22 protein-coding genes are annotated in these 24,733 nt (G+C 54.5%); 14 read left to right on the plus strand and 8 right to left on the minus strand.

The genetic code is table 11. The annotated features are described in order from the left end of the window. Position 1: 1 nt before the first annotated feature. The 6 genes from R6U90_RS04445 to R6U90_RS04470 form a co-directional block, all read right to left on the minus strand. Entirely contained in the window at positions 2–3,145 is a 3,144-nt protein-coding gene (locus tag R6U90_RS04445) for an efflux RND transporter permease subunit (protein ID WP_410351467.1), read from the minus strand. 49 nt (positions 3,146–3,194) lie between these two features. Continuing rightward, complete coding sequence (locus tag R6U90_RS04450; protein WP_410351468.1) at positions 3,195–3,587, minus strand: GxxExxY protein; 393 nt, start codon at positions 3,585–3,587, stop codon at positions 3,195–3,197. Positions 3,588–3,619: 32 nt separating this feature from the next. Next, positions 3,620–5,227, minus strand: coding sequence for an efflux RND transporter periplasmic adaptor subunit (locus R6U90_RS04455; RefSeq protein ID WP_410351469.1), 1,608 nt, complete (start codon positions 5,225–5,227; stop codon positions 3,620–3,622). Next, positions 5,224–6,468 (minus strand): TolC family protein, encoded by a 1,245-nt coding sequence (locus tag R6U90_RS04460; RefSeq protein ID WP_410351470.1) that lies wholly within the window; start codon positions 6,466–6,468, stop codon positions 5,224–5,226. Before R6U90_RS04460 ends, R6U90_RS04455 begins: the two co-directional genes overlap by 4 nt. 83 nt (positions 6,469–6,551) lie before the next feature. Then, on the minus strand, positions 6,552–6,908 hold the full coding sequence (locus R6U90_RS04465; RefSeq protein WP_410351471.1) for a hypothetical protein: 357 nt from the start codon (positions 6,906–6,908) through the stop codon (positions 6,552–6,554). 138 nt (positions 6,909–7,046) lie between these two features. Further along, a complete protein-coding gene (locus R6U90_RS04470; protein ID WP_410351472.1) occupies positions 7,047–7,607 on the minus strand; it encodes a DUF3365 domain-containing protein in 561 nt (186 codons plus the stop codon). 896 nt (positions 7,608–8,503) lie between these two features. Between R6U90_RS04470 and R6U90_RS04475 the strand changes: the two genes are divergently transcribed. From R6U90_RS04475 to R6U90_RS04525, 11 genes are all read left to right on the plus strand, one after another. Beyond that, on the plus strand, positions 8,504–9,085 hold the full coding sequence (locus tag R6U90_RS04475; RefSeq protein WP_410351503.1) for a class I SAM-dependent methyltransferase: 582 nt from the start codon (positions 8,504–8,506) through the stop codon (positions 9,083–9,085). A 7-nt stretch (positions 9,086–9,092) separates the two neighbouring features. Next, positions 9,093–10,877, plus strand: coding sequence for a SulP family inorganic anion transporter (locus tag R6U90_RS04480; RefSeq protein ID WP_410351473.1), 1,785 nt, complete (start codon positions 9,093–9,095; stop codon positions 10,875–10,877). 662 nt (positions 10,878–11,539) lie between these two features. Continuing rightward, positions 11,540–12,031 (plus strand): 5-(carboxyamino)imidazole ribonucleotide mutase, encoded by a 492-nt coding sequence (gene purE / locus R6U90_RS04485; protein ID WP_410351474.1) that lies wholly within the window; start codon positions 11,540–11,542, stop codon positions 12,029–12,031. 1 nt (position 12,032) lies between these two features. Beyond that, positions 12,033–13,178 carry a 5-(carboxyamino)imidazole ribonucleotide synthase gene (locus R6U90_RS04490; protein WP_410351475.1) on the plus strand — a complete coding sequence of 382 codons (1,146 nt, stop codon included), beginning with the start codon at positions 12,033–12,035 and terminating at the stop codon, positions 13,176–13,178. Between the two features lie 129 nt (positions 13,179–13,307). Beyond that, positions 13,308–13,634, plus strand: a complete 327-nt coding sequence (locus R6U90_RS04495; RefSeq protein ID WP_410351476.1) for a hypothetical protein — start codon at positions 13,308–13,310, stop codon at positions 13,632–13,634. Between the two features lie 459 nt (positions 13,635–14,093). After that, the gene (locus tag R6U90_RS04500; protein ID WP_410351477.1) at positions 14,094–15,527 is read left to right on the plus strand and encodes a UbiA family prenyltransferase; all 1,434 of its coding nucleotides are present in this window, start codon (positions 14,094–14,096) and stop codon (positions 15,525–15,527) included. A 4-nt stretch (positions 15,528–15,531) separates the two neighbouring features. Then, positions 15,532–16,854, plus strand: coding sequence for an FAD-dependent oxidoreductase (locus tag R6U90_RS04505; RefSeq protein WP_410351478.1), 1,323 nt, complete (start codon positions 15,532–15,534; stop codon positions 16,852–16,854). Continuing rightward, a complete protein-coding gene (locus R6U90_RS04510; RefSeq protein ID WP_410351479.1) occupies positions 16,851–17,588 on the plus strand; it encodes an SDR family oxidoreductase in 738 nt (245 codons plus the stop codon). Before R6U90_RS04505 ends, R6U90_RS04510 begins: the two co-directional genes overlap by 4 nt. Next, positions 17,588–18,529 carry an NAD-dependent epimerase/dehydratase family protein gene (locus R6U90_RS04515; RefSeq protein WP_410351480.1) on the plus strand — a complete coding sequence of 314 codons (942 nt, stop codon included), beginning with the start codon at positions 17,588–17,590 and terminating at the stop codon, positions 18,527–18,529. The genes R6U90_RS04510 and R6U90_RS04515 overlap by 1 nt, the downstream gene beginning before the upstream one ends. A gap of 332 nt (positions 18,530–18,861) precedes the next feature. Further along, a complete protein-coding gene (locus tag R6U90_RS04520; protein ID WP_410351481.1) occupies positions 18,862–20,151 on the plus strand; it encodes an NAD(P)/FAD-dependent oxidoreductase in 1,290 nt (429 codons plus the stop codon). Positions 20,152–20,173: 22 nt separating this feature from the next. Beyond that, a complete protein-coding gene (locus tag R6U90_RS04525) occupies positions 20,174–20,581 on the plus strand; it encodes a GtrA family protein (RefSeq protein WP_410351482.1) in 408 nt (135 codons plus the stop codon). Between the two features lie 78 nt (positions 20,582–20,659). Here the strand turns inward: R6U90_RS04525 and R6U90_RS04530 are convergent, their stop codons facing one another. Continuing rightward, positions 20,660–21,139: a hypothetical protein gene (locus R6U90_RS04530; protein ID WP_410351483.1), complete on the minus strand. Its 480-nt coding sequence runs from the start codon at positions 21,137–21,139 to the stop codon at positions 20,660–20,662. 184 nt (positions 21,140–21,323) lie between these two features. Here R6U90_RS04530 and R6U90_RS04535 point away from each other — a divergent pair, with 184 nt between their 5' ends. Further along, positions 21,324–21,782, plus strand: coding sequence for a hypothetical protein (locus R6U90_RS04535; RefSeq protein ID WP_410351484.1), 459 nt, complete (start codon positions 21,324–21,326; stop codon positions 21,780–21,782). Here R6U90_RS04535 and R6U90_RS04540 read toward each other — a convergent pair. Beyond that, on the minus strand, positions 21,742–22,698 hold the full coding sequence (locus tag R6U90_RS04540) for an MBL fold metallo-hydrolase (RefSeq protein ID WP_410351485.1): 957 nt from the start codon (positions 22,696–22,698) through the stop codon (positions 21,742–21,744). The genes R6U90_RS04535 and R6U90_RS04540 overlap by 41 nt on opposite strands. A gap of 243 nt (positions 22,699–22,941) precedes the next feature. Between R6U90_RS04540 and R6U90_RS04545 the strand changes: the two genes are divergently transcribed. Together R6U90_RS04545 and R6U90_RS04550 are read left to right on the plus strand one after the other, a co-directional pair. Then, on the plus strand, positions 22,942–23,358 hold the full coding sequence (locus tag R6U90_RS04545; RefSeq protein WP_410351486.1) for a ferritin-like domain-containing protein: 417 nt from the start codon (positions 22,942–22,944) through the stop codon (positions 23,356–23,358). A 77-nt stretch (positions 23,359–23,435) separates the two neighbouring features. After that, entirely contained in the window at positions 23,436–24,725 is a 1,290-nt protein-coding gene (locus R6U90_RS04550) for an acetyl-CoA carboxylase biotin carboxylase subunit family protein (RefSeq protein WP_410351487.1), read from the plus strand. Positions 24,726–24,733 lie beyond the last annotated feature (8 nt).

Genomic DNA, 24,733 nt, shown 5'->3' on the forward strand with positions numbered 1-24,733 from the left:
CCTACCTCTCCGGTATTTTCCCTTGTTCAAGGTAACGCTTGACTTCATATTGCTTCCACAAAAAATAAACAGCCGGAATCACGACCAGGGTCAAAATAGTCGCGCTGACCATGCCACCCACCATGGGTGCTGCAATGCGGCGCATCACTTCCGAGCCGGTACCGGTTCCGAGCATGATGGGTAACAGCCCGATTATCACAGTCGAAACTGTCATAATGATTGGCCGAACCCGCATCAATGCTCCATCAATGACAGCCTGTCGCAGATTTTGCACATTCAGACTATTCTGATCCTCCAGCACACGATGTCGATAGGCCTGGTTGAGATAGACGAGCATCACAACACCAATTTCCACCGCTACGCCTGCCAGGGCAATAAACCCAACGCCAACGGCTACCGACATGTTGTAGCCCAACAGATAGAGCAGCCAGTAACCGCCCACCAGAGCCAGCGGTAGTGTTCCCATGATAATCACTACCTCAACAATATTTCGAAAACTCAAATACAGTAGAAGGATGATCACCGCCAGAGTGACCGGCACCACCAGCTTGAGCTGTTCCGTTGCCCGTTCCATATATTCGTATTGTCCCGACCAGGCAATGGAGTAGCCCGGGGGCAGTTGCACCTCGTCGTTGATAACATGGCGCGCTTCCTCGACAAAAGAACCGAGATCCCGCCCCTGGATATCGACAAACGTCCAGCCATTAGGCCGGGCGTTTTCACTTTTGATCATGGCAGGACCGGCTTCAATGCGTATTTCCGCTACATCTCCCAGTGGAATCCGTCCACCCTGTTCGGTAATCACCGGCAATTCTCTGATTTTTTCAATAGACTCCCGTACCTCCCTGGGATAACGCAAATTCACAGGGTAACGTTCCAGCCCTTCCACGCTCTGGGTTATATCCATGCCGCCCACGGCAGTACTGACCACGTTCTGAACATCCACAACATTCAGGCCGAAACGTGCTGCCTTCCTGCGATCGATATCCACGGTAATATATCGGCCTCCGACAGTGCGTTCGGAATAGGCGGAGACGACGCCGGGAACCTGCTGGATTACATCTTCGATATCCTTACCGATATTCTGTATCACTTCCAGATCCGGCCCGGACACCTTGATACCGACTGGCGTTTTGATGCCGGTAGATAACATGTCGATACGGGTTTTGATTGGCATAACCCAGGAGTTGGTCAAGCCAGGAAATTTAACCAACTCATTGAGCTCCTGCTTGAGTTTGTCCGTGGTCATACCCTCACGCCATTCACTGCGCGGCTTGAGCAGGATAGTGGTCTCGATCATGGTCAGTGGCGCCGGATCAGTCGCAGTCTCTGCACGGCCAATTTTACCAAATACCCGTTTGACCTCGGGGAGTGTCATAATCAGTTTGTCCGTCTGTTGCAACAACTCCTGTGCCTTGCCAATCGACAGACCCGGGAAGGTAGTGGGCATGTACATCAGGTCACCCTCATCAAGCTCGGGCATAAATTCGGAGCCAAGCTGGGTGACCGGCCAGGCGGTAATTAACACCAGCCCGAACGCGACAGCCAGTACCGTTTTCGGTATTTTCAATACTGTATTAACAAACGGTCTGTAAGCACCAATCAAAATCCGATTGAGCGGGTTTTTTTCTTCCGCACGGATGGTGCCACGAATGAAATATCCCATCAGTACCGGCACAAGGGTAATCGCCAGTCCTGCTGCCACGGCCATGGCGTAGGTTTTGGTAAAGGCCAGCGGCGAAAACATACGCCCTTCCTGGGCCTGCAAGGTGAACACAGGTAGAAAACTCAGGGTAATTATCAGCAGAGAAAAGAAGATAGGCGGGCCGACCTCCTTTGTCGCATCGCCAATAATGCGCCAGCGATTTTCCCGGGTTAACGGCTCGCGCTCGATGTGCTTGTGAACATTTTCGATCATTACTATCGCTGCATCGACCATTGTACCGATGGCAATAGCGATTCCCCCCAGGGACATGATGTTGGCATTAATTCCCTGATGGTACATGATAACAAAGGCACCCAGGATGCCGATTGGCAGACTGATCACCACTACCAGCGCCGAACGCAGATGAAACAGAAATATCAGGCAAACCAGCACTACCATTAAGAATTCTTGCAGCAGCTTGCCCTTGAGGTTATCCACGGCACGGGTAATCAGATCAGAACGATCATAGGTCTCGACAATTTCCACACCCTCGGGGAGTCCGTTTTGCAGTTGCTCCAGTTTGCGCTTCACGCCCTGGATGGTTGTGAGGGCGTTCTCACCGTAACGCATCACCACAATGCCGCCAACGACCTCGCCTTCGCCGTCCAGTTCCGCAATTCCGCGACGCATCTGCGGTCCCAGACGGATCTCGGCGATATCACCCAGCATCAATGGCATACCCTCGTCACTGACACCCAGTGGTATGTTTTTGAGATCCTCCCGGTTCTTGATGTAGCCGGTGGCCCGCACCATATATTCGGCTTCGGCCATCTCGATCACCGAGCCGCCGGCCTCCTGGTTGCCCTGCCGGATGGCCTGGCGAACATTCGCCAGTGGCAGATCGTAGGCGCGCAATTTGTCCGGATCGAGGACAACCTGGTATTGCTTGACCATGCCGCCGACGGTCGCCACCTCCGACACGCCGGACACCGTCTGCAATTCATACTTTAAAAACCAGTCCTGCAGGGAGCGCAGCTGCGAGAGATCATGCTCGCCAGTGCGATCCACCAGGGCGTATTCATAAATCCAGCCCACGCCGGTGGCATCGGGTCCCAGTGCCGTACGTGCCTGGTCGGGCAGCCGCGATTCGACCTGACTCAGATACTCCAGCACCCGCGATCGGGCCCAGTAGGGATCAGTCCCATCTTCGAACAGGATATAAACAAACGAATCACCGAACATGGAATACCCACGCACCGTCTTCGCCCCCGGCACGGAGAGCATCGCTGTACTCAGCGGGTAGGTCACCTGGTCCTCCACCACCCGCGGCGCCTGGCCCGGATAAGTGGTTTTGATAATCACCTGCACGTCGGACAGATCGGGGATCGCATCCAGCGGTGTGTTCTTGACCGCGTACCACCCCCAGCCACATAACACCACCGTCAGCAACAACACCAGAAAACGGTTGCGCAGCGACCAGTCAATAATTCGTTCAATCATGTTCTATCTCCAAAAATCTCACCACCAAGACGCCAAGGCACCAAGACAGCTATAAGATTTTCCGTCTGATTCCATCTTTTATGACAGGCACGTTGAAATTGATCAGCAGGCCCAGTCGTTTATTCGCCAGTTTCAGATAGCTCAATATCTGTGAGTCATGAACCGGCAATATTGCCTCTACCGCTTTCAATTCAACGATAATCTCATCCTCAACAAGCAAATCCAGCCGCAGTCCTGTATCTATTTTCAATTCGTCATAGACTATCTGCATGGCTTTCTGACTTTCCACTTTCATTCCACGTTTTTTAAGTTCATGTAACATACAAGCTTCATAAACTGACTCGAGCAGCCCCGGACCAAGCGCCTTATGGACGCAAAAAACACTGTCAACAACCTCCTTCGCAATCCTGTCAATCTCAGACGATACCTTTTTAAATTCCATTTTCCCTCCTTGGTGTCTTTGTGCCTTCGTGGTTATTCTTTTCTCTTACGCATGGCCTTGATGACATAGCCGTCGTCGCCTTTTTCGAGATCGAATTCGACTTTGTCATCGGGACTGAATGCTTCGAGTTCGACGTTGGGGTTGACCTTGAAGTCCATGGTCATTTCCGGCCAGTCTATTTCCGGGATCGGAGCGTGAGTCATGTTGACGCTGTTCTCATCCGGTTCCAGTTCATGCAACACACCGGTACCGGTAATGGCCGACGTGGACTCTTCACTTTCTGAGTTGGTCTCATTTTCCGGCGATGTCATCCGTTTCATACTGGCCTTGAGACTGGCTTCCGAGTCGATCAGGAACTGCCCCGATGTCACGACCCGCTCACCCGGTTGCAGCCCATGTTTGATCTCGACCCAGTCGCCCGAGGCCATGCCGGCGACTACGGTGCGGGGCCGGAACCGGCCTTCCTCCAGCGCCAGGATCACCCGATCTTCCTCACCACCGCGAATCAGGGCCTGTTGCGGAATCATCACGATATCCCGCTTCGGTCCGCCGTAAATGCTGACATCGGCAAACATGTTGGGTTTGAGGGTTTGATCGGGATTGTCGAAACTCAGACGTACTCGCAGGGTACGGGTTTGGGGGTTGAGAGCGGGATACACATACTCCACTTCCCCTTCCCAGGTGCGACCGGGGAAATAGGAAAGGCTGACGTCGGCCGGCTGGCCGGCCTCGACCCAGTCCACCTGGCTTTCGAAAACCTCGGCCTGAATCCAGACAGAGGAGAGATCGGCCAGCGCCATCACCTCGGCCTGTGGCATGACATACATGCCTTCGCGCACACCGAGATTGGCGACGATGCCATCCTGCACCGCATAGCCTTTGACATACTGGTTGACCTGGCGGGTTCTGCGCAGCTCATCAATCTGTTCGGCACCGATGTCCAGTGCCAGCAAGCGTTCACGGGAGGCGCGAGTCAGCGATTTACGGCCACTGGCCAGGGCCTGAACGTACTCTTCCTGCGCATTGACCAGCTCCGGGGCATACACCTCGTAAAGCAATTGTCCTTTCTCAACCCGCTCGCCCTCGGCTTCGACATAGAGTTTTTCTATCCAGCCCTGGGTACGCAGATGAATATGCGAGATCAGACTTTCGTCATAGGCGACATAACCGACAGTGTCGATCTTGCGCCACAGCGTATCGCGCTCGGCTTCGGCAGTACGCACGCCCATGTTGTTGATCACGGCCGGGGAAATTTTTACCGAACTGCCACCACCATCGTCGTACACCGGCACAAAGTCCATGCCCATTTCATCTTTTCTGGGTTCTTTTGAGGTAATCGAGGGATCGTGTGGATGGCGATAATAGAGGATCTCCTTCTCGCCCTGTGCTTGATCATCACTCTCCTGTTCTTTTTCGACCAGGTCCATACCACAGATCGGGCAGGTACCCGGCTCATCGCGCACAATCTGCGGATGCATGGGACAGACATAGTTCGGGTCGGTGTGCTTCTCGGCATGTTCCAGCGCGGTTTCCTGTTCTCCCGCTTTGTCCGCACCGTTGTCCATTGTTGTTTGTTCATTGCCGCAGGCGGCCAGGGCCAGCCCCAGCCCGAAAATAATTAACCCTGTTGTCAGTTTCATCGCGTGTCTCCTGCAAGATAGATTAGCTGTGCCTGCGTTCTGGCATAATCGATACGCAGACGCAGTGCCTTGAGTTCGGTATCCAGTTGCATGATGCGGGCCCGCATCAGCGCACTGAATTCCGCATCACGGCTTTGATAACCCTGCAAGGCACTTTTGGCGTTTTCCCGGGCCATGGGTAACAGCCGATCCTGGTATCGGGCCAGGCGCTCGGACAGATTGTTCCAGCGGGCGTGGCTCACTTCCCATTGCCGCGTCAGCTCGCGCTGGCGATCCCGGAGGCTGAAAAGCGCGCCCTGTAACTGCTGTTTACCGGCAGCCACCTCGCGGTCCTGGTAATTATCGGTAAACAGGGGAATATCCATCAGCACCATGGCAGAGAGAAAATCGCTGCGCCCGCTGCCATCAGGATTTTGACCCTCGCGTCCACCATAGGTCACATCCAGCATCCAGGACGGTTTGTAAGACTGGCGTGCCAGGGAGACTCCGTTCTGCTCCGCTGCCACTTCGGCGCGGGCGGCCTGAATCACGGGATGATTATCCAGCTGAGGCCGTTGCGGACGGGGCAATTCGGGAAACTGTTGCGGCGGGGTCATAACCCCGGAAGTCTCGCCCAGATAGCGCGCCAGTTTCGCCCAGGCTTCTTCCCTTTGATTACGGATATCCACCAGTCGGTCATCCAGCAGACCCAGTTCAAGCTCCGCCCGGATCACATCCTGCTGTTGTTGGCGTCCGGCGGCATACTGGGATTCGGTCACCTGCACCAGTTTGTAGTACAGATTACGATTTTCCTGCACTACCTTCTGTGCCCGATGCCAGTAATACCATTCCAGCCAGGCCTGCCGAACATCGCGAACCAGTTTTCGGCGTTGGTTTTCAGATTGATGATCCTGTGCCCGGGAATGGGACAGGGTGCGTTGTGATTGGTATTGGAGCGAATCGCCTGCCGGGAACATCTGCTGAATCCCCACCTGGACCTGGGTCATTGGTTCCTGATCCCGCTTGAACGTGTCGGTGGGGAAGTTCATTAACCCCAGTTTCAGCTTTGGATCGGGCAGGGCCTTGTCTGCGATCGCCTGTTCTTTGAGGGCCGCACTTTTGGCTTCGTTAATCCGAAAGCCGGGATCATTCTCCAGCGCCAGCCGGATCGACTCCTCCAGCGTCAGCGTCGAGGCTGCCAGTAATGGCTGGGTTGTCAATGTCGCTACTACGACACTGCACAACATAATTAGACGTAACATATGTATACCTCATCATCTGATTACGCACCGATATCTCGCATCGGCATCACAACAGCAAAGTACACCCGGGGCGGGTGTCAAGATCAGATGAGGTTTCGGGGAGGCCGGAATTGGCCGGCCAGGGTCAGACCGTCAGGGGTTACGTGCAAGGGAAGCGAATAGTGCAGTTCGGGGGTATCGATTTCGATGTTCAGCACGGAGGCAATTGCATTGAGACTCTGGGAATGAAAACAGTCCCGGCAATTCTGGTTGCAGTGGTCGGCATCCTGCTTGCAACAGTTCATGCCCTGCGAGGAATCCGTCTGTTCCAGCGACATATGCTCGCACACCTGATTCGGCGAGGGCACCTGCATCTCGGTTTGCGCATACAACGCCTGCACCGGCAATAACAGCATTGCCAGGGTCAGCAGGTGGACGAGTCCATATCGTAGTCGTGTCATGCGTAAATCGGCCTGAACGTGCATTCAATATACATTAACTGACCCCGGCAAACCCGACAGGTTCCCCGGGATCATTCCATATTAACAAAACCGATTCGGAAAATAACCTCAAAGATCAGGCTATTTTATCTTGCCGATTCAGAGATCCTTGATAATCGTAAAGGCACCGCGCAGATCCCCCTTGCTGTAGCCGGTCGCCCGATCTTCGGGATAGAGCTTCTCCAGTTTGGCGGAGACGGCCGGATCCAGATCACTGCCGTGGCACTTGAGGCAGAGCTCACCGGTCGGAATCGCCTTCATGTAACGAAAGACCTGCTGGCCGTTTTGCTCAACGATTTCATGCTTTTCCATTTTCTTCGGGTTCTCACCATTCGCTTTGCGCTGTTCGAACTCCTTGAGTACGGCCTTTTCCCATTGATCCGGAGCATTACCGGGATTGCGCGGCTTCAAACTGGTGCGGCCGATTTGCAGTCCCTTTTCCTTTGAGACATCGCGCGCAATCGCCGGGGCTTCCTCGCTGCACACTTCGATGGCATTAACCGGCCCGCCCGCTTTCATCGCCGATTGCAATTCACCCTTCAGTTGCCCGAAAAACTGTTTGACCGCCTGGCGGCTCTGCTTGACGTCGTCGGTCTTCTGCCCGGCGGCGGTTACACCGGTTAACATGGCCAACAGCACGATAGAGATAATCTGCTTCATTGTTTCGTTCTCCCATATTGACAAGATTAATAATAAAATCCAAAGCTACAGTGTCTGACCCCGGCTGAAAAACCTGAACAGGTCGATAAATTATAGATATAGGCAAGTAAACCAATTATGAGGCCAGGGCAGACAGGACTCAAGCCGATTGCAGGTGGAAACGGGACACTGTCATGCTGGCCAGGTTGCTCATCTCCAGGCCAGGGCTTACCTCTTTCACAGTAACCGATGACACAAGTCTGCGGACGCGAGACAAAGCCGTTGGCGCGACTGGTGAGGAAAATATCAGCGGACGGCGCTGTAATTTCCGCGACTCGATCACCTTCGCGGCCTCGTTCAGCTGTTGCGAAATGGCGCGAGAATAATGATATCTTTCCCGGCCTGCCGGTCACGGAGATCTGCTTGCTCCTCTGTTGGAACAGCGGCAGACCCACCGTTTTTTCCAACTGTCTGATTTAACTCAGGAATCGCTAATCAGGTCAGATGAGGCGCCGTGAGCGCCGGGGGTAATCCGATGCCAGGCCAGCCCTTCGGCGACTTTTCACACTATTGACGGGGATCCAGCCAGAGGCGAGAGCGTGGAAACGGCATGCCACACCTTTTTGTTAAATAATAAGGTAAAATCAGCCCAACCGGCTCGTGTAACGCGGTTCGGTTACCAGGCGACTCAACAAACCTGTTGCGATAACGCAAAAGCGAGAAGATCAGGGGAAACTGTGAATAAACACTCTCTCGTCATTGCGGTAAAAAACAGGGGCCGAATCACTCAATGACGGGATGGGTTTCTATTATTGTCAGGCTGACTTGTTGTGAAATTCCCGCCGGTTTATCTGCGCACCGTTGCACCCAAAAACTGGTATCAACGCTTCCACGTACTGCGTGTTAATGAAAAGACCATGAAAGATATCTCAATTGACAAGCTCCGTGAGGACATTGTCTTCAATGCAACTTTGCGCGGACAACCGCTGACCTTCCATTCCACCTGGGGCACCTTCTCGCCCCGCGAGGTGGACGAAGGCTCGCAGCTATTGCTGGATTACATCGAGATCAAGTCGAATGATCAGTGTCTGGATCTGGGTTGCGGCTACGGTCCCATTGGCCTGACCCTGGCCAGACTGGCGCCCGAAGGACATGCAACGCTGGTTGACAGGGATTACATGGCGATCGAGTACGCTCAGAAGAATATTGCGATCAACAAGATCGCCAATGCCGAGGCATTATTGAGTAACGGTTTCGACCGGATTCGCGATCGCCGGTTTGATGTAATCGCTTCCAATCTGCCCGCCAAGGTGGGCAACGAAATGCTGACCCTTTTTATGCACGATGCCCGGCAGCAGATGAATCCGGGCGGCCGGTTTTATGTGGTGACCATCACCGGATTGCGCAAATATATCGAGCGCAACTTCAAGGAGATATTCGGCAACTACAAGAAACTGAAACAGGGCAAGCACTATACCGTCGCGATGGCCAAAAAATAAGGATCTCATGAGCAAATTGATCGACAAGTTTTTCCCGTTTCTGCTCTGGTGGCCCATGGTGGGTCGGCATACGCTCAAGGCCGATCTCCTGGCCGGTCTGACCGGAGCAGTAATCGTATTGCCACAGGGTATTGCTTTTGCCACCATCGCCGGTCTGCCACCGCAATACGGCCTGTATACGGCCATGGTTACGCCGATCATCGCCGCGCTGTTCGGCTCTTCGCGGCACCTGGTATCAGGCCCCACCACAGCCATCTCCATTGTCGTGTTCAGCACCCTGAGCGGTCATGCTGAACCGGGCACGAGCGAATTCGTCCAGCTGGCCCTGACCCTGACCTTTCTGGCCGGAGTCTATCAATTTGCCTTTGGCCTGGCCCGTCTTGGGACGCTGGTCAACTTCGTCTCGCATACGGTGGTTATCGGCTTTACCGCCGGCGCCGCTATTTTGATCGCCACCAGCCAGATGCAACATGTGCTGGGAATCCCTGTCCCCACCGGCGAATCCTTTGCACATGTCTGGATGAATCTGTTCAGCCATCTCGAACAGCTGGACCCGCGTGTTCTGGGTGTGGCGATGTTTACCCTGATCGTCGCCGTGTTATTCAAGCGTTTTTTACCCGCCTGGCCCAATCTGCTACTGGGGATGGTCGCCGGCAGCCTGCTGGCATTCGGTCTGGGCGGTGAAGGCGCCGGACTGGCCATGATTGGAGAAATTCCCGGTCACTTGCCGCCGCTGTCGGCGCCGGACTTTTCGTTGACGACGATTCGCGAACTGGCCCCGCAGGCTTTTGCAGTAGCCCTGCTCGGCCTGATTGAGGCAGTCTCCATCTCCCGGGCTATTGCCGCCAAATCCCATCAGCAAATCGACGGCAACCAGGAATTCATCGGCCAGGGGCTGTCCAACATGGTTGGCAGCTTCTTCTCCAGCTACGCCGGTTCCGGGTCGTTTACCCGTTCCGGTATCAACTATGCCGCAGGGGCAAAAACACCTATGTCGGCGATCTTCGCCGCGATTGGTTTGATGATCATAGTGCTACTTGTTGCCCCATTAATGGCATATCTGCCAATCGCCGCTATGGGCGGAATCATTTTGCTGGTGGCTTACAATCTGATCGATTTTCATCATATCAAAAAGATCCTGCAGGTCAGTCGTTCCGAGACCGCCATTCTCCTCGTGACTTTTTTTGCCACACTGCTCCTGCATCTTGAGTTTGCCATTTATCTGGGTGTGCTACTGTCGCTGATCATCTTTTTGAGCCGCACTTCAACCCCGGAGGTGGTCACACTGGCCCCGGATCCGGCTACACCCAAACACAACCTGATCAACGTCAAGACAAAGCCGCTGGCCCAGTGTCCGCAGCTGAAGATCATTCGCATTGATATGTCGGTCTACTTTGGCTCGCTGACCAGCATTCAACGCCTGTTAAACAAGATATCCGATGAAGAAGGGATTAATCATATTCTCATAATCTCAACCGGTATCAATTTTATCGACATGGCTGGCGCCGAAATGCTGGTGCAGGAAGCGCAGCGCCTCAAACAACGCGGCGGCGGGTTGTACTTTACGGGTAATAAAAGCCGGGTCTGTGAGTTTCTGCGCAAGGGACACTTTTTACAGGAAATCGGTGAGGATCATTTCTTTGCTACCAAGCAGGAGGCCATCAGTCATATTTTTGGCAAGCTGAACCATACTCTCTGCGCACGTTGCGATAAACATATTTTCAAAGAGTGTGCAGCCGTGCCCCCGGAGGAACCGGTCACCTCGCTGCATCCTGAACCGAAAGATGGGTGAGTCCCTGCCTGTCAATTTTGAAAGAATATTTGCAGGAAGACAGTCTGAAACCCGAACAGGTTTGGAAGTCAATTTGCCGAAACACCGCCATATCCTGTTGTCGATGCCCGGCACAACCTGAATTTCTATCTGTGCACACTGTCAGGTCGGGACGTGTTTAATTAACCGTCGGCAGCCAATCATATGAAAGTAGCCCCATTAACCCGCCAGGCAAACAGCCAATCTCTGTTCCTTGCTACTATCATACACAGGCCATGCCGTTAGTCTCCGTTGCAGCAGCAAACGTGCAACAAGCGGCTATCGACGAACAGGATTCGCAAGACCCGCTTCATCGGCGCCACGACGCCAGGCTGGCATCGAGAACCCTGTACCAGGAGCCTCATGACCGGTTAACTGACAAGGGCCCCGACACCGACAACTATGTGAAGCGCATCTTTTCGGTCCAATAACCAGACCGTCATCAATCAAGCAGACGACTTGCCGGAGAAATTGCCGAGGCTGTTCGCCAACGTGACCCGCGACGACCACTCCTGGCAGGTCGGATTACGCTGGAAAACTCTCTGAGGAGTTCTCAATGGGGCACGTTTGTCAGTCAAACCGGGTAATTCTGGCCGGTCTCGGGTTACAATACGCAGCGCAATTCTGAACAACTGGTGACCAGCATGAAAAAACCCGTCGTCGGCGTCGTCATGGGCAGCAACAGTGACTGGAAAGTCATGAGTCAGGCCGTCGAAATCCTCAAGGAGTTCGGCGTCCCGCACGAGGCCAGGGTAGTCTCGGCACATCGCACGCCGGACCTTTTATATGATTACGCCGAACAGGCCGCCGAACGGGGCCTGCAGTGCATCATCGCCGGCGCCGGCGGTGCCGCCCACCTGCCCGGCATGCTGGCGGCCAAGACCATCGTGCCGGTGCTGGGCGTGCCGGTCACCTCGCGGGCCCTGAAGGGACTTGACTCGTTGCTGTCCATCGTACAGATGCCCAAAGGCATTCCGGTGGCCACCTTCGCCATCGGCGAGGCCGGGGCGGCCAACGCCGGACTGTTTGCGGTCTCCATGCTGGCCCGCCAGGAGGACAGGTACGCCCGCAAGCTGGAAACCTTCCGCAAGAAGCAGCGCACCAAAGTGCGCGCCATGAAACTGCCGAAGGTCTGAGATGCTGTTACCCGGTTCGACTCTCGGCATGCTTGGCGGCGGTCAATTGGGCCGCATGTTCACCATCGCCGCGCGCAACATGGGTTACGAGGTAGTCGTGCTGGACCCCGATCCCGACAGCCCGGCCGGCATGCTGGCCAGCGATCACCTCTGTGCCGATTATCTCGATATCCCCGCCCTCCAGTACCTGGGCGAGACCTGTGACGCGGTCACGACGGAATTCGAAAATGTGCCCGCCGAAAGTCTGGAATATCTGGCCCGGCACTGCGAAGTGCGTCCCGGCGCCCACGCCGTAACCCTGACCCAGGATCGGATTAGTGAAAAGACCTTTTTACACGACAACGGTTTTGCTACTGCGCCCTTTGCGGTGATCCGGGATCCCGCGGATCTCGATGCGGCAGCCCGGCAGGTGACCACTCCGGCGATCCTGAAAATTGCCCGCTTCGGTTACGACGGCAAGGGACAGTATCCGATCGCCTCCAGCGAGGAACTGGCCGACGCCTGGCAGGAACTGGGAAACAACCCCTGCGTGCTGGAACAGCGGGTTACCCTCGACATGGAAATCTCGGTGCTCGTGGCGCGCGGAAGCAATGGCGAGAGCCGTTGCTATCCAGTGGCCGAAAATATTCACCGCCATGGCATCCTCGACGTGAGTGTGGTGCCGGCACGTATCGACACCGTTCTGGAACAACAGGTGCTCCGGTCGGCCACCGGCATCGCCGCTGCCCTGGATTACGTTGGCGTACTGGCCGTGGAGTTCTTTGTCTCACACGGCGATCTGCTGGTCAATGAAATCGCACCGCGCCCGCACAACAGCGGCCACTATACTCTGGATGCGACACTCACTTCCCAGTTCGAACAGCAAGTCCGCGCGGTATGCGGCCTGCCACCGGGCGATCCCCGACTGCTCTGTCCGGTGGTAATGATCAACCTGCTCGGTGATCTGTGGCAGGGTCAGACCCCGCCCGACTGGGGCAAGCTGTTTGCCCGACCCAACGCCAAACTGCATCTGTACGGCAAGCGTGAAGCACGCGCCGGACGCAAGATGGGACACTACAACGTACTGGCCCCTACTCTGGATGAAGCACTGCATACCGCGCAGGAAATCCAGCAACAACTTGCTGATACCGAAAGCCGCGATACGTAAGGCGGCGCAGGTTTCCTCCTGTGTCCACGTCCCGGACACCGATAAGATTATCGCGCTGCCCCCTGCCTTGCTCTATACTGACCGCGACGCAACCGAAATCCCCGACAACCCCTGTGGAACAAAATCCTGATGAGGCACCGCAATTCAGCACACCCCAAAAAATACGTCGGCATTTATAACGATATAAATGGCGGCATGACCGATACCGGCAAGATTATTCGTGATGCCTGGGTATTTGATCTGATCCCCGAGTCTGAAACCTGCGAAGGCTGGCTGTTGCAAGGCATTGATGATTTGTGGGGCAAGGTGAATATGGAATGGGAAAAATACGGTTTCCAGGTGTCCAGACTCCCGGATGACTTGCGGGAAAAGTTCATGCGTATTCAGAACGAGGCTATCCAGCGAGCGCGTGAGGCAGACTGGGATCCAGACAAGGATTTGCAAGACGAACGATGAGTTTCGATCGGGAGTAATCCGGCCCGCGCAAAAGCTATCCTGTATCGTCAACTGGCCAGTCGTGCCGGTATTGGAATATTGCAACCCTGAACTGCCTGCCCGTTACTATGACGAGGCGCAGACTGCATCCGAACGCCCGGACAGGACCGGCGCGTTGTCTCCCTGTCTGAAACACCTGGCTTATCGTCGACCATCTTCTGAACGCCGGGCCGCCGGTAGTCCGGGCCGATTTCCAGGCCGTCCACCACAACAACCTGCCTGAACCGATTCCCTGCCAGATTCGCCTCTCACACAGGCACGGGCCGCTAATTACGCTTCCCGTCCTGGGGGAACCCCGATTGGCCCCACTTAGTCTGACGGGCGTTACGATCGGGCGGAGTTTTATTTGCCAGCCAAAATCAATCAGTTAAAATAGATTCATAATCAGAACGATATCCAACTTCCAACCCGGACAGGCCCTTGAGCGACACTTCCCAGTTACCCCTGGCAGTCGATATGGACGGCACGCTGGTGCACAGCGATACCCTGTGGGAAGCATGCCTGCGGTTGCTGGCCGTGCGCCCCTGGCTGGGGCTGTTATTGCCCCTCTGGCTGCTGGGCGGCAAGACGGCGTTCAAGCAGCGGCTCAGCGAACACGTTCGCCTGGATCCCCAAACCCTGCCCTATAATCAGCCTCTGCTGGAGTTTCTGCAGGCTGAAAAACAGCGCGGCCGGCCCCTGTGGCTGGTGACCGCCTCCCATCAACAGACCGCCAACGCAGTGGCGGACTATATCGGGCTGTTCGATGGCGTGCTGGCCAGCGACGCCCGCTGCAATCTGTCGGGATCGCGCAAGGCCAGGCAGCTAATTGAACAATTCGGGGAACGGGGCTTTGTCTATGCAGCCAATGCGACAGTGGATCTGAAAATCTGGCGCCAGGCGGCGGCCGCCATCGTGGTCAACGCCGGCCCGGGACTGACCCGGAGGGCCGCCTCCACCACTGCGCTGGAGCGTGTCTTCCCCCGTCCGGGCGCTGTCGACGCACTAAAAACCCTGCTGCGGGCCATGCGTCTGCACCAGTGGAGTAAAAACGGGCTGATCTTTGTGCCCCTGGTGCTGTCTCACAGCTGGGAAGCGACGGATCTGGTGGTGCATACCCTGCTGGCGTTTGTCGCCTTCGGCTGTGCCGCCTCGGCCATCTACCTGGTTAATGATCTGATCGATCTGGAAGCCGACCGGCTGCACGATGAAAAACGTCACCGGCCCTTCGCGGCCGGGTTGTTACCCCTGACCTGGGGAATCGCCATGATTCCGGTATTGCTGGTGATAGCCTTCGCCATTGCCTCAACCGTCAACAGCAACTTTATGCTGGTGCTGGTGGTCTATCTGTTGTTAACCACTGTCTATTCGCTGTTTCTCAAACCGGTGGCGTTGCTCGATGTGCTGGCCCTGACCAGCCTGTATACCCTGCGTATTATCGCCGGCGCTCTTGCCATTGATGTGCCGCTCTCTTACTGGTTGCTGGCCTTTTCCATGTTTATCTTCTTCAGCCTGGCACTGAGCAAACGCTTTTCCGAGCTCTACAACCTGAAACAGAAACCTGAAGGCAAGCAGACCGCACGCGGCTATCACACAGAGGATTTGCCTGTCGTCAGTCTGTTCGGCATCAGCAGTGGTTATCTGTCGGTACTGATCATGGTGCTGTATATCCACGATCTGCAGGCTGACAGTCTGTATAATCAGCCGCTCTGGCTCTGGCCGGTAGCCATCGCCGTACTCTACTGGATCAGCCGTATCTGGTTACTGGCCCACCGCGGGGTGTTGCACGAGGATCCGGTACTGTTTGCCATTCATGATCGCACCAGTTATATCGTGGCCCTGCTGGTCGCCGTCTGCCTGTTACTGGCGCTCTAGTCTCATGACGCGGGAATATTCCTGGGGTCGCTATCCCGATGTGGAACAACCACTTTATCCTTTGCGCTGGGAAGTCGATGCCTGGCCGCCCACAACCGGGGTTACGTCGATGCTGGCACATGGCCAGGGCCGCAGTTACGGCGACGTTGCACTGAACCCCGATGGGGTTTTACTGATGACCGACGGACTCGATCGCTTTATCGAGTTGGATACACAAAACGGCATATTGCGTTGTGAAGCCGGGGTGACACTGGCCGACATTCTTAACCTGGTTGTTTCTCATGGCTGGTTTTTGCCGGTCACCCCAGGCACCAAATTTGTCTCCGTTGGCGGTGCCATCGCCAACGACGTACATGGCAAAAATCACCACCGCGCCGGCACTTTTGGTTGTCACATCAATCGCCTCGGCCTGCGCCGTTCAGACGGGCAATTGCATGAATGCAGTGCGGCTGAAAATACCAGACTGTTTGCCGCCACCGTCGGCGGGCTGGGACTGACCGGCCTGATCGTCTGGGCCGAGATCCAGCTCAAAAAGATCAAAAGCTCCGCCATCGAACAACAGGCGCTGCGTTTCGCCAGCCTGGACGAATTTTTTACCCTGAGTGATGAATCGGATCAGCACTGGGAATATACTGTTGCCTGGATCGACTGCCTGGCCCGGGGTAACCAACTCGGGCGGGGCATTTTCTATCGTGGCAATCACGCCGATACGCAGCTTGAACAACCCGGACCCGATGATTATCGCAAAACCCGTTTCACACTGCCGGTCAGCCCGCCAGGCTTTTTACTTAACCGGGCCACGGTAAAACTGTTTAACCAGTGGTATTATCGAAAGCCGTTGAAAAGCGAAGCGCTGGTCCATTTCGATCCCTTCTTTTATCCGCTGGACAAGATCGGCCACTGGAATCGCCTGTATGGCAAGCGCGGGTTTTTCCAGTATCAATGCGTCATTCCGCGAGACAGAGCCCGCGATGCGCTGCCGCAACTGCTGCAGGCTATTGCCGAAAGTGGTCAGGGCTCCTTTCTCAGTGTCCTGAAACAGTTCGGCGATGTCCCTTCGCCAGGCATGCTTTCCTTTCCACGGCCCGGTGTCACACTGGCACTCGATTTTGCCAACCGGGGGCGCAAAACCCTGGACCTGCTCGACCGGCTGGACGGAATCACGGTCGCCAGCGAAGGAGCCGTCTACCCGGCCAAGGATGCGCGCATGTCCGCCGATGCATTTCAGCATTACTATCCTCGCTGGGAAACTTTTCAACACTATATTGATCCGGCGTTCTCTTCCCGTTTCTGGCGCCGGGTCACGCAACAGGGAGTTTCCGCATGAAAAAGATCCTGATTCTCGGGGCCACCTCGGCCATCGCCGAACAGACCGCCCGGCTGTATGCTGATCGGGGTGCACAGCTGATGCTGGTGGCACGCGACGAGGATAAACTCCGGCGACTGGCCGACGATCTGAGCATTCGTGGCGCCGAACAGGTCAAATGGCAGTCGTGCAATCTCAATGACACTGCCGGACATGAAAACCTGTTGAGCGAAAGCGTAAACCAACTCGGTGATCTGGACATGGTATTGATCGCCTACGGCACACTCGGCGAACAGGTCGCCGGTGAACAGGACTACCACGTCGCGCTCGCAGAGCTGCAAACCAACTGCCTGAGTGTTCTGTCGTTGCTGACCCTGCTGGCCAATTATTTCGAAAGCCAACAATCCGGTACCATCGCCGTGATTTCCTCGGTGGCCGGCGATCGCGGCCGGCAGAGCAATTATATCTATGGCACCGCCAAAGGGGCACTGAGCCTGTTTCTGCAGGGGCTGCGCAATCGCCTGCACAAAGCCGGTGTGCACGTGTTGACCATCAAACCGGGGTTTGTCGATACGCCCATGACCCGGGAATTTAAAAAAGGGCTATTGTGGGTCCAGCCACAAGCGATCGCCGCCGGTATCGTCAAAGCCGTCGACCGACGCCAGGACGTGGTCTATCTGCCGTTTTTCTGGCGCTATATTATGTTGTTCATCAAACTGATCCCGGAATTTATCTTCAAGAGGCTGTCACTGTAGTGGACAAGCAAAGCAAAATCGTCATCCCTGGCGCGGCCGGCCTGGTGGGTCAGAACCTGATCGTGTTTCTGACACAGGCCGGCTATACCAATCTGGTCGGCATCGACAAACATCCGCATAACACCCGCATGCTGGCCGAACTGCATCCGGATATTACCGTGGTCGAAGCGGACCTGGCCGAAAGCGGTCCTTGGCAACAGCACTTTGAGGGTGCCGAAGTGGTGATCATGCTGCAGGCCCAGATCGGTGCACTTACCGAAGAACCATTCATTCGTAACAACATCCACTCGACCCGGCATGTTATCGATGCCTGCAAGCGTTATTCAGTACCCTATATCGTGCATATCAGTTCCTCGGTGGTTGAATCCGTCGCAAGTGACTTTTATACCAACAGCAAGAAGGCACAGGAACAGCTGGTCGAAGAGTGCGGCATCCCGCATATTATCCTGCGCCCCACCCTGATGTTCGGCTGGTTCGATCGCAAACACCTCGGCTGGCTGTCACGCTTTATGAAAAAGTCCCCGATCTTCCCTATTCCCTCGCACGGCCGTTTCATGCGCCAGCCGCTGTACGTTAAGGACTTCTGCAACATCATCATCAGCGCCATGCAGCAGCGCCGGCATAATGAAATCTTTAACATCACCGGGCGCGAAAAAGTCGATTACGTGGATATCATCCGTACCATCAAACAGGTACAGGGGCTGCGCACCTGGATCGTCCATATTCCGTATCGGCTGTTCTGGTTCCTGCTCTGGTTTTATGCCCTGTTTGATCGCGATCCGCCTTTCACCACGCAACAACTGGGCGCGCTGGTCGCACACGACGAATTCGAGCTGATACCATGGTGGGAAAATTTCGGGGTGTCAGCGACGCCGTTCGAAGCCGCGATTCGGGAGACCTATACCGATCCAACTTACAGCGCGTATATACTGGATTTCTAGTTGGCAATTGATAGGTTGCATCGGCAGGAACATTCTGTTGCAGGAGGGGCTTACAGCCGCGACTTGTCGAACCTGACAGGCCGGTCGCCGATGGAATCGCCTCCTACAGAAAGAAATTAGCAGCAGAGAAAGTTGGCAGTTGGCAGTTGGCAGTTGGCAGTTGGCAGTTGGCAGTTGGCAGTTGGCAGTTGACAGTTGGCAGTTGGCAGTTGGCAGCGACAGTGTAGCTCAGATTGCGCGCAGCGCTACCTGACATCTATCGGGAAATTTCATTTTCTGCCAACTGCCCGTTGCTAACTGATGACTGCCAACTTTATTAACAGGATTATGTTATGAGTAAAATCGCCGTCATCGGCGCCGGCCCCATGGGTCTGGCCACGGCCTACGAGCTGACCAAACACAACCACCAGGTCGATCTGTACGAGTTCGACGATCGCCTGGGTGGCATGTCGGCCCATTTTGATTTTGACGGCCTGAGCATCGAGCGCTATTACCATTTTGTCTGCCGGCCCGACGAGCCGCTGTTTGAGCTACTTCACGAGCTGGGCATGGCTGACAAACTGCACTGGGTGGATACGAAGATGGGCTACTATTATCATGGCCACTTGCACCGCTGGGGGGATCCGATCTCGCTATTGACCTTTCCCCATCTCAACCTCATTTCGCGCCTGCGCTATGGCGCCCATATGTTCTTCGCCTCCAAACGGGACAAGGACAACTGGCGGGATCTGGACGGAATTGATGCGGTCACCTGGCTGAAGAAAGGCAGCGGTAAAAAAGCTTACGACGTGTTGTGGGATCGGCTGTTCCGGCTCAAATTTCACGACTATACCGATAACCTCTCGGCCGCCTGGATCTGGGCGCGGATTCGACGGATCGGTCAGTCTCGTCGCAGTATTTTTCAGGAGTCGCTGGGTTACATCCAGGGCGGTTCACAAACCCTGCTCAACGAACTCGCCAGACGCATCGGACAACAAGGCGGCCATATCCATCTATCCACACCGGTGCAAAATGTCCGCATCGAAAATGATCGGGTTACCGGCATCGAGCTCAACAACGGGGTCAGGAAATACGACCAGGTCATCAGTACCATACCCCTGCAGTACATTCCACGCCTGATGCCCGACCTTCCCCAGGAGCAGCTGGAACGCTATCGACAGGTGCAGAACATTGGTGTGGTTTGTCTGATCTATAAACTGAAAAAGCCGGTCACTGATAACTTCTGGCTCAATATCAGCGATCCCGACTTCGATATTCCGGGCATCATCGAAATGAGCAATCTGCGTCCTCTGCCCGACAATATCGTCTATGTGCCTTATTACATGCCACAATCACACCCCAAATTCAGCTGGAATGATGAAGCGATTATCAATGAAGCCACCGGCTATCTGAAAAAACTTAACCCTGAACTCGGCGATGAGGACATACTTTCAGTCAATGCCTCGCGCTACGCCTATGCGCAACCCATTTGTCAGCCGGGCTTTGCCAGTCTGTTGCCACCGATTCGCGGCAAGGTCGAGAACCTGCTGATTGCCGATACGTCCTATTACTATCCCGAAGATCGTTCTATCGCCGAAAGCGTCCAGCTCGGCAAGCAACTTGCCATGATGGCACAATCATGAAAGCAGTCATGAGAAACCGGCCATGAGCAAGCCCCTGCGTACCGAGTTCATGCAGTTTCTGGTCGTCGGCGGCTTCGCCGCGCTGGTGAACTTTGTCTCGCGGATTATTATTAACGAGTGGGTCGGTTATCGACTGGCGGTGATTCTCGCCTATCTGGTGGGTATGCTGACCGCGTTTATCCTCTCGAAGCTCTACGTATTCGAAAAAAGCGGCCGCCATCACTGGCACGAGTTGCGCGATTTCACCCTGGTCAACCTGCTGGCCGTAGTGCAGGTCTGGCTGATCAGCGTCGGCCTGGCTGAATACCTGTTCCCCGCCGCGGGCTACACCTTCTATGCCCCCGAGGTCGCCCACCTGATCGGCCTGGCCATCCCCGCCGTCACCAGCTACCTCGGACACAAGTACTATTCCTTCCGCAAATCGCCCTGATCGATCTCCCGCTTTTCCTCGTTCCTCGCACCTCGCCCCTTTGCAACCCACCACATTACGGCGTGTTACTCAACGGTCCTAATGATCCGAGCCGCCTTCTAGCAAGGATGGGAATCGATGGGTTGCAAATTGCCTGTGGCAGGCGACGCAACTCTCCACCATCTTTGAATAATAGAACAGACTCAGTTCGGCATCCTGCGACTCGGCGGCGTATTGCAGCTTTTTCGCCTGTTGATGAAATGCCTTGTCCTGACGGATAAAATCTTCCGGCAGGGCCTGGTGCAGGGTCTTGCGATCTTCGGCAGTCAGCTTCTGCTGAAAAATAAAGCTGTCATGGACCTGGCCGGCCGTTTCCGCCACAGCATGCCACTCCCCTCGTGGCAGGGACGTACCTATAGTAGCCAGCGCTTTTTCCAGGGCCTGCATCTCCTGTTGCAATAATTTGAGTAGTTTTGGCTCACCATCCAGTGGACCCGCCTCCCCCTGGGCCAGTACATGCCCGCTGCCCGCAATGACAAGCAGGCTTCCGAGGACAACGCGTTTTAGCACCAGTAACATAATTCTCTCCTTTATCGATCAGACCAGACAGGCCGAACGTGGGTACATCTATTGAAGCCTACCGACCCCGCTCCGTCTGTCCCTTGATGCGTATCAAGGCGAGCCGGGCTTGCCGGGGCAATAATTGTTGACTAATCTACTTATGTATAGACCTACATGACAACTGTCTCGGCAGGTGAAACCGATGCCCGGCACAATCCAGATGGAAAATAATCATCAGGGTGTTTTGCTCAAGATGAGCGGTCTGGTCAGCGGCCGGGAAATCATCGATCTCAACCGGGAAATTTACGCCCGGGATCCGGAAGAAAAGCTGCGCTACCAGATCTGGGATTTTACCGGGGCTAACCGGATGGAGGTTTCACCCGAGGAGCTTCACATCATTACCCTCGAAGACAAGGAAGAGGCCGCCAGAAACCCAAACCAGCTTGTCGCCCTGGTCGGCTCACCCCGCCAGCTCAACGGTGTGGATGTCACCTACCAGGTATTCTCCCAGACCTGGATCGGCGATGGATTTCAAAGTGAATCTTTCCGCAACCTGCACGAGGCTCGCCAGTGGATTGAACACGTGTTGTCCTCACGGTTTGAGACACAAAGCCACCAGGTTAAAAACTCTCGCGCTCGATCTCAAGATAAGCCCGGTTGATATTGACGCCCATCTGCCCCTCGAACTCCTTCATCTTTTTCCACTCTGACAAATCCAGTGTCTTGCGGATCTCGCTGTCCATCATACCCTGGTTGTATCCTGCCTCGACTCCGGCATAGAGGTCCGCCATCCGTTGATGCATAGCTTTAACATCGGCCATTGTCATCAACGACCCGTGGCCGGGAACTACCGTTTCGATGTTTCGCTCTTGAATCTTCGCCAGCGTGTCAATCCAGCTGCTGACGTGGGCATCAACAAAACTGGGAATCATCTTCTGAACCAGAATGTCGCCGCTGATCAGTAACTTGTCCTGTGGCAGGTAAATCATCATATCGCCCGGTGTATGTGAGCCGGCCGGGACCCAGAATTCCATGGGGATTTCCTGCAGGGTCACGTTGGTATGCGATTCCTGTGGATATACTGTTTTTGCGGGTATCGGTCGGGTATCGGGATGCTCCTTACCGGTCATGTTCTTCAGAATACCGATCCAGTTATACCCCTCTTTCTCAACCAGTTCCCGGCATTGCTTCGAACTGATCACTTCGGCATCCGGAAAGGCAGAGTTGCCCAGGATATGATCACCATGATGGTGGGTATTGATGACATGGGTCACCGGCTTGTCCGTGATTCCCGCAATGGTCTTTTTCAGATGCTGGCCGATTTCGTCGCTGAAGCCGGTATCGACAAGGACAACCCCGTCATCTCCGATCAATACAGCGCTGTTGACCATATAGCCCTGATTTTCTTTCGAGGGAAAACCGATCGGCCCAAGCAGAGCATAGACCCGCTCATTGATTTTTTTGACCTCCGGTTCAGGCAGTTCTTCGCCCGCCTGTAAACTGGCCATGGGTAACAACAATAGCAGAGTCAGAAAACCTGTCTGATTTTTCAGTAACCGATACACACTATTGAACATGGGCTTTTCTCCTTATAGTTTGCGAATATAATAATACTTGTCATGGTTGACGTAAATCACCAAATACCTGCTCCCCGACCCTTATGCGCTTTTACCAGGGATTCTGACAGGGGCGAATATTCAAAGCCTGTATCTCTGAAAAAAATCAAATATCAGCCCGAATCGCGACGACACACCAGGCCTGTTGTCACAGTTCAAAAAAACACTAAACTGACTTTAGACATTCAATCCGGATCGTCTGGCATGACAGAGGCTCTGAACAACATATTGACCGAAGCGATCGAGGACGAATACAAGGCCCGGGCCACCTATCGCCGGGTCCTGGAAGAGTTTGGTGACGTGCGTCCGTTCAGCAATATCGTCGAAGCTGAACAACGCCATATCGATGCCTTGCTGGTGCTGTTCGAAGAGTATGGACTGCACATCCCCGGGGATAGCTGGGCGGATCGTGTTGAGACACCGACGACCCTGCTGGCCGCTTGCCAGGCTGGCGTAGCTGCCGAGATCGATAATGCCGCGATGTATGATCGTCTGCTTGCTGCCAGCAGCGACTATCCGGCTGTCCAGCGCGTGCTTTGTAACCTGCAACGTGCCTCCCGGGAGAACCACCTGCCGGCCTTTCAACGTTGCGTGGAAAGAGAAAACCGCCAACTAAAATAGTGTTATAAATAACCCCTTGCCTTCGCAGGCCAAGAACCACCACAATGATCAACCAATAATAATGCCGGAGTGGCAGGATGTCCTCGAACATCTTTGTGGTCGGACTCGACGATTTCAATCTCTCCCAGTTACAGTCACTGCGACATGCGAATGAGTATCAATTTCACTCCCTTCTGCCTTATCAGGCGATTAAACGTCCTCTTCGCGAACCGGTGGAGCGCCTGTTACAACAGGCCTACACCAAGCTGGACAACTTCGAGGGTTCAATCGATGCCATCGTCGGTTACTGGGACTTTCCGGTCAGCACCATACTGCCGATAATTCGCCGACGCTATAATCTGCCCGGCCCCTCACTGGAAGCGGTACTCAGGTGTGAACACAAATACTGGAGCCGCTGTCTGCAAATAGAGATCGCTCCGGAACTGGTTCCGGAGTTTCAGGCGGTGAACCCTTTCGATCCGTATGCAGAAGATAAAATCGAAATTGCCTATCCTTTCTGGCTGAAACCAGTCAAGGCCGCCTCTTCTCACCTGGGATTCAGGATCAATAATCGCAAGGCACTGACAGACAGTCTTGCCATCATACGCGACAAGATACAGGGTTTCGCCAAACCATTTAACGATATCCTGGAACATGCCACGCTACCTTCACACATCGCCCCGTTTGACGGCAATTACTGTATCGCAGAGAGAATCATCTCCACCGGCGTGCAATGTACTCTCGAGGGCTATGTGCATAAAGGCGAGGTAACGGTATACGGTATTGTCGATTCGATTCGTTCCGGAAAACACCGTAGTTCCTTCTCTCGCTATCAATACCCCTCAACGCTTCCCGAGAACATCAAACAGCGCATGATTTATGCGATACAAAAAGTTCTTGAGTATTTTGACTATAACGACTCGCCTTTCAATGCCGAGTTTTACTGGTCAAAAAAAGATAACAGCCTGTATTTACTGGAAATTAATAGCCGAATTTCCAAATCGCATTGTCCTTTATTCAAAATGGTCAACGGCGAATACCATCATGCCGTCATGATCGACGTGGCTCTGGAAAACAAGCCCGGATTTCCCTATCGCGAAGGTAAATATAAAGTTGCCGCTAAATTCATGGTACGTCATTTCCAGGATGGCCAGGTCAAAGCTGTTCCGTCTTCCGCGCAAATAGATAAAGTGAAGCAGTGTTTCCCCGATACCGAAATACTGCTCCATGTTAAACCCGGTATGTGGTTGCGTGATCTGCCCAACCAGGACAGCTATAGTTATGAAATCGCAACTATATTCATGGGGGGAGATAGTCAGAAGCAGCTCCTGGCAAACTATCAAGCCACCCTGGACAGGCTGTCTTTTGACATCCAGGATACTGAATGAGGTTAGTA

It is taken from the genome of Thiohalophilus sp. (assembly GCF_046483665.1).
Lineage (GTDB): Bacteria > Pseudomonadota > Gammaproteobacteria > UBA6429 > Thiohalophilaceae > Thiohalophilus.

Excerpts from the sequence above, each read along its gene's own strand:
- R6U90_RS04445 (WP_410351467.1), bottom strand. The coding sequence starts at position 3,145 with ATGATTGAACGAATTATTGACTGGTCGCTGCGCAACCGTTTTCTGGTG.
- R6U90_RS04450 (WP_410351468.1), bottom strand. The coding sequence starts at position 3,587 with ATGGAATTTAAAAAGGTATCGTCTGAGATTGACAGGATTGCGAAGGAG.
- R6U90_RS04455 (WP_410351469.1), bottom strand. The coding sequence starts at position 5,227 with ATGAAACTGACAACAGGGTTAATTATTTTCGGGCTGGGGCTGGCCCTG.
- R6U90_RS04460 (WP_410351470.1), bottom strand. The coding sequence starts at position 6,468 with ATGTTACGTCTAATTATGTTGTGCAGTGTCGTAGTAGCGACATTGACA.
- R6U90_RS04465 (WP_410351471.1), bottom strand. The coding sequence starts at position 6,908 with ATGACACGACTACGATATGGACTCGTCCACCTGCTGACCCTGGCAATG.
- R6U90_RS04470 (WP_410351472.1), bottom strand. The coding sequence starts at position 7,607 with ATGAAGCAGATTATCTCTATCGTGCTGTTGGCCATGTTAACCGGTGTA.
- R6U90_RS04475 (WP_410351503.1), top strand. The coding sequence starts at position 8,504 with ATGAAAGATATCTCAATTGACAAGCTCCGTGAGGACATTGTCTTCAAT.
- R6U90_RS04480 (WP_410351473.1), top strand. The coding sequence starts at position 9,093 with ATGAGCAAATTGATCGACAAGTTTTTCCCGTTTCTGCTCTGGTGGCCC.
- purE (WP_410351474.1), top strand. The coding sequence starts at position 11,540 with ATGAAAAAACCCGTCGTCGGCGTCGTCATGGGCAGCAACAGTGACTGG.
- R6U90_RS04490 (WP_410351475.1), top strand. The coding sequence starts at position 12,033 with ATGCTGTTACCCGGTTCGACTCTCGGCATGCTTGGCGGCGGTCAATTG.
- R6U90_RS04495 (WP_410351476.1), top strand. The coding sequence starts at position 13,308 with ATGAGGCACCGCAATTCAGCACACCCCAAAAAATACGTCGGCATTTAT.
- R6U90_RS04505 (WP_410351478.1), top strand. The coding sequence starts at position 15,532 with ATGACGCGGGAATATTCCTGGGGTCGCTATCCCGATGTGGAACAACCA.
- R6U90_RS04510 (WP_410351479.1), top strand. The coding sequence starts at position 16,851 with ATGAAAAAGATCCTGATTCTCGGGGCCACCTCGGCCATCGCCGAACAG.
- R6U90_RS04520 (WP_410351481.1), top strand. The coding sequence starts at position 18,862 with ATGAGTAAAATCGCCGTCATCGGCGCCGGCCCCATGGGTCTGGCCACG.
- R6U90_RS04525 (WP_410351482.1), top strand. The coding sequence starts at position 20,174 with ATGAGCAAGCCCCTGCGTACCGAGTTCATGCAGTTTCTGGTCGTCGGC.
- R6U90_RS04530 (WP_410351483.1), bottom strand. The coding sequence starts at position 21,139 with ATGTTACTGGTGCTAAAACGCGTTGTCCTCGGAAGCCTGCTTGTCATT.
- R6U90_RS04535 (WP_410351484.1), top strand. The coding sequence starts at position 21,324 with ATGCCCGGCACAATCCAGATGGAAAATAATCATCAGGGTGTTTTGCTC.
- R6U90_RS04540 (WP_410351485.1), bottom strand. The coding sequence starts at position 22,698 with ATGTTCAATAGTGTGTATCGGTTACTGAAAAATCAGACAGGTTTTCTG.
- R6U90_RS04545 (WP_410351486.1), top strand. The coding sequence starts at position 22,942 with ATGACAGAGGCTCTGAACAACATATTGACCGAAGCGATCGAGGACGAA.
- R6U90_RS04550 (WP_410351487.1), top strand. The coding sequence starts at position 23,436 with ATGTCCTCGAACATCTTTGTGGTCGGACTCGACGATTTCAATCTCTCC.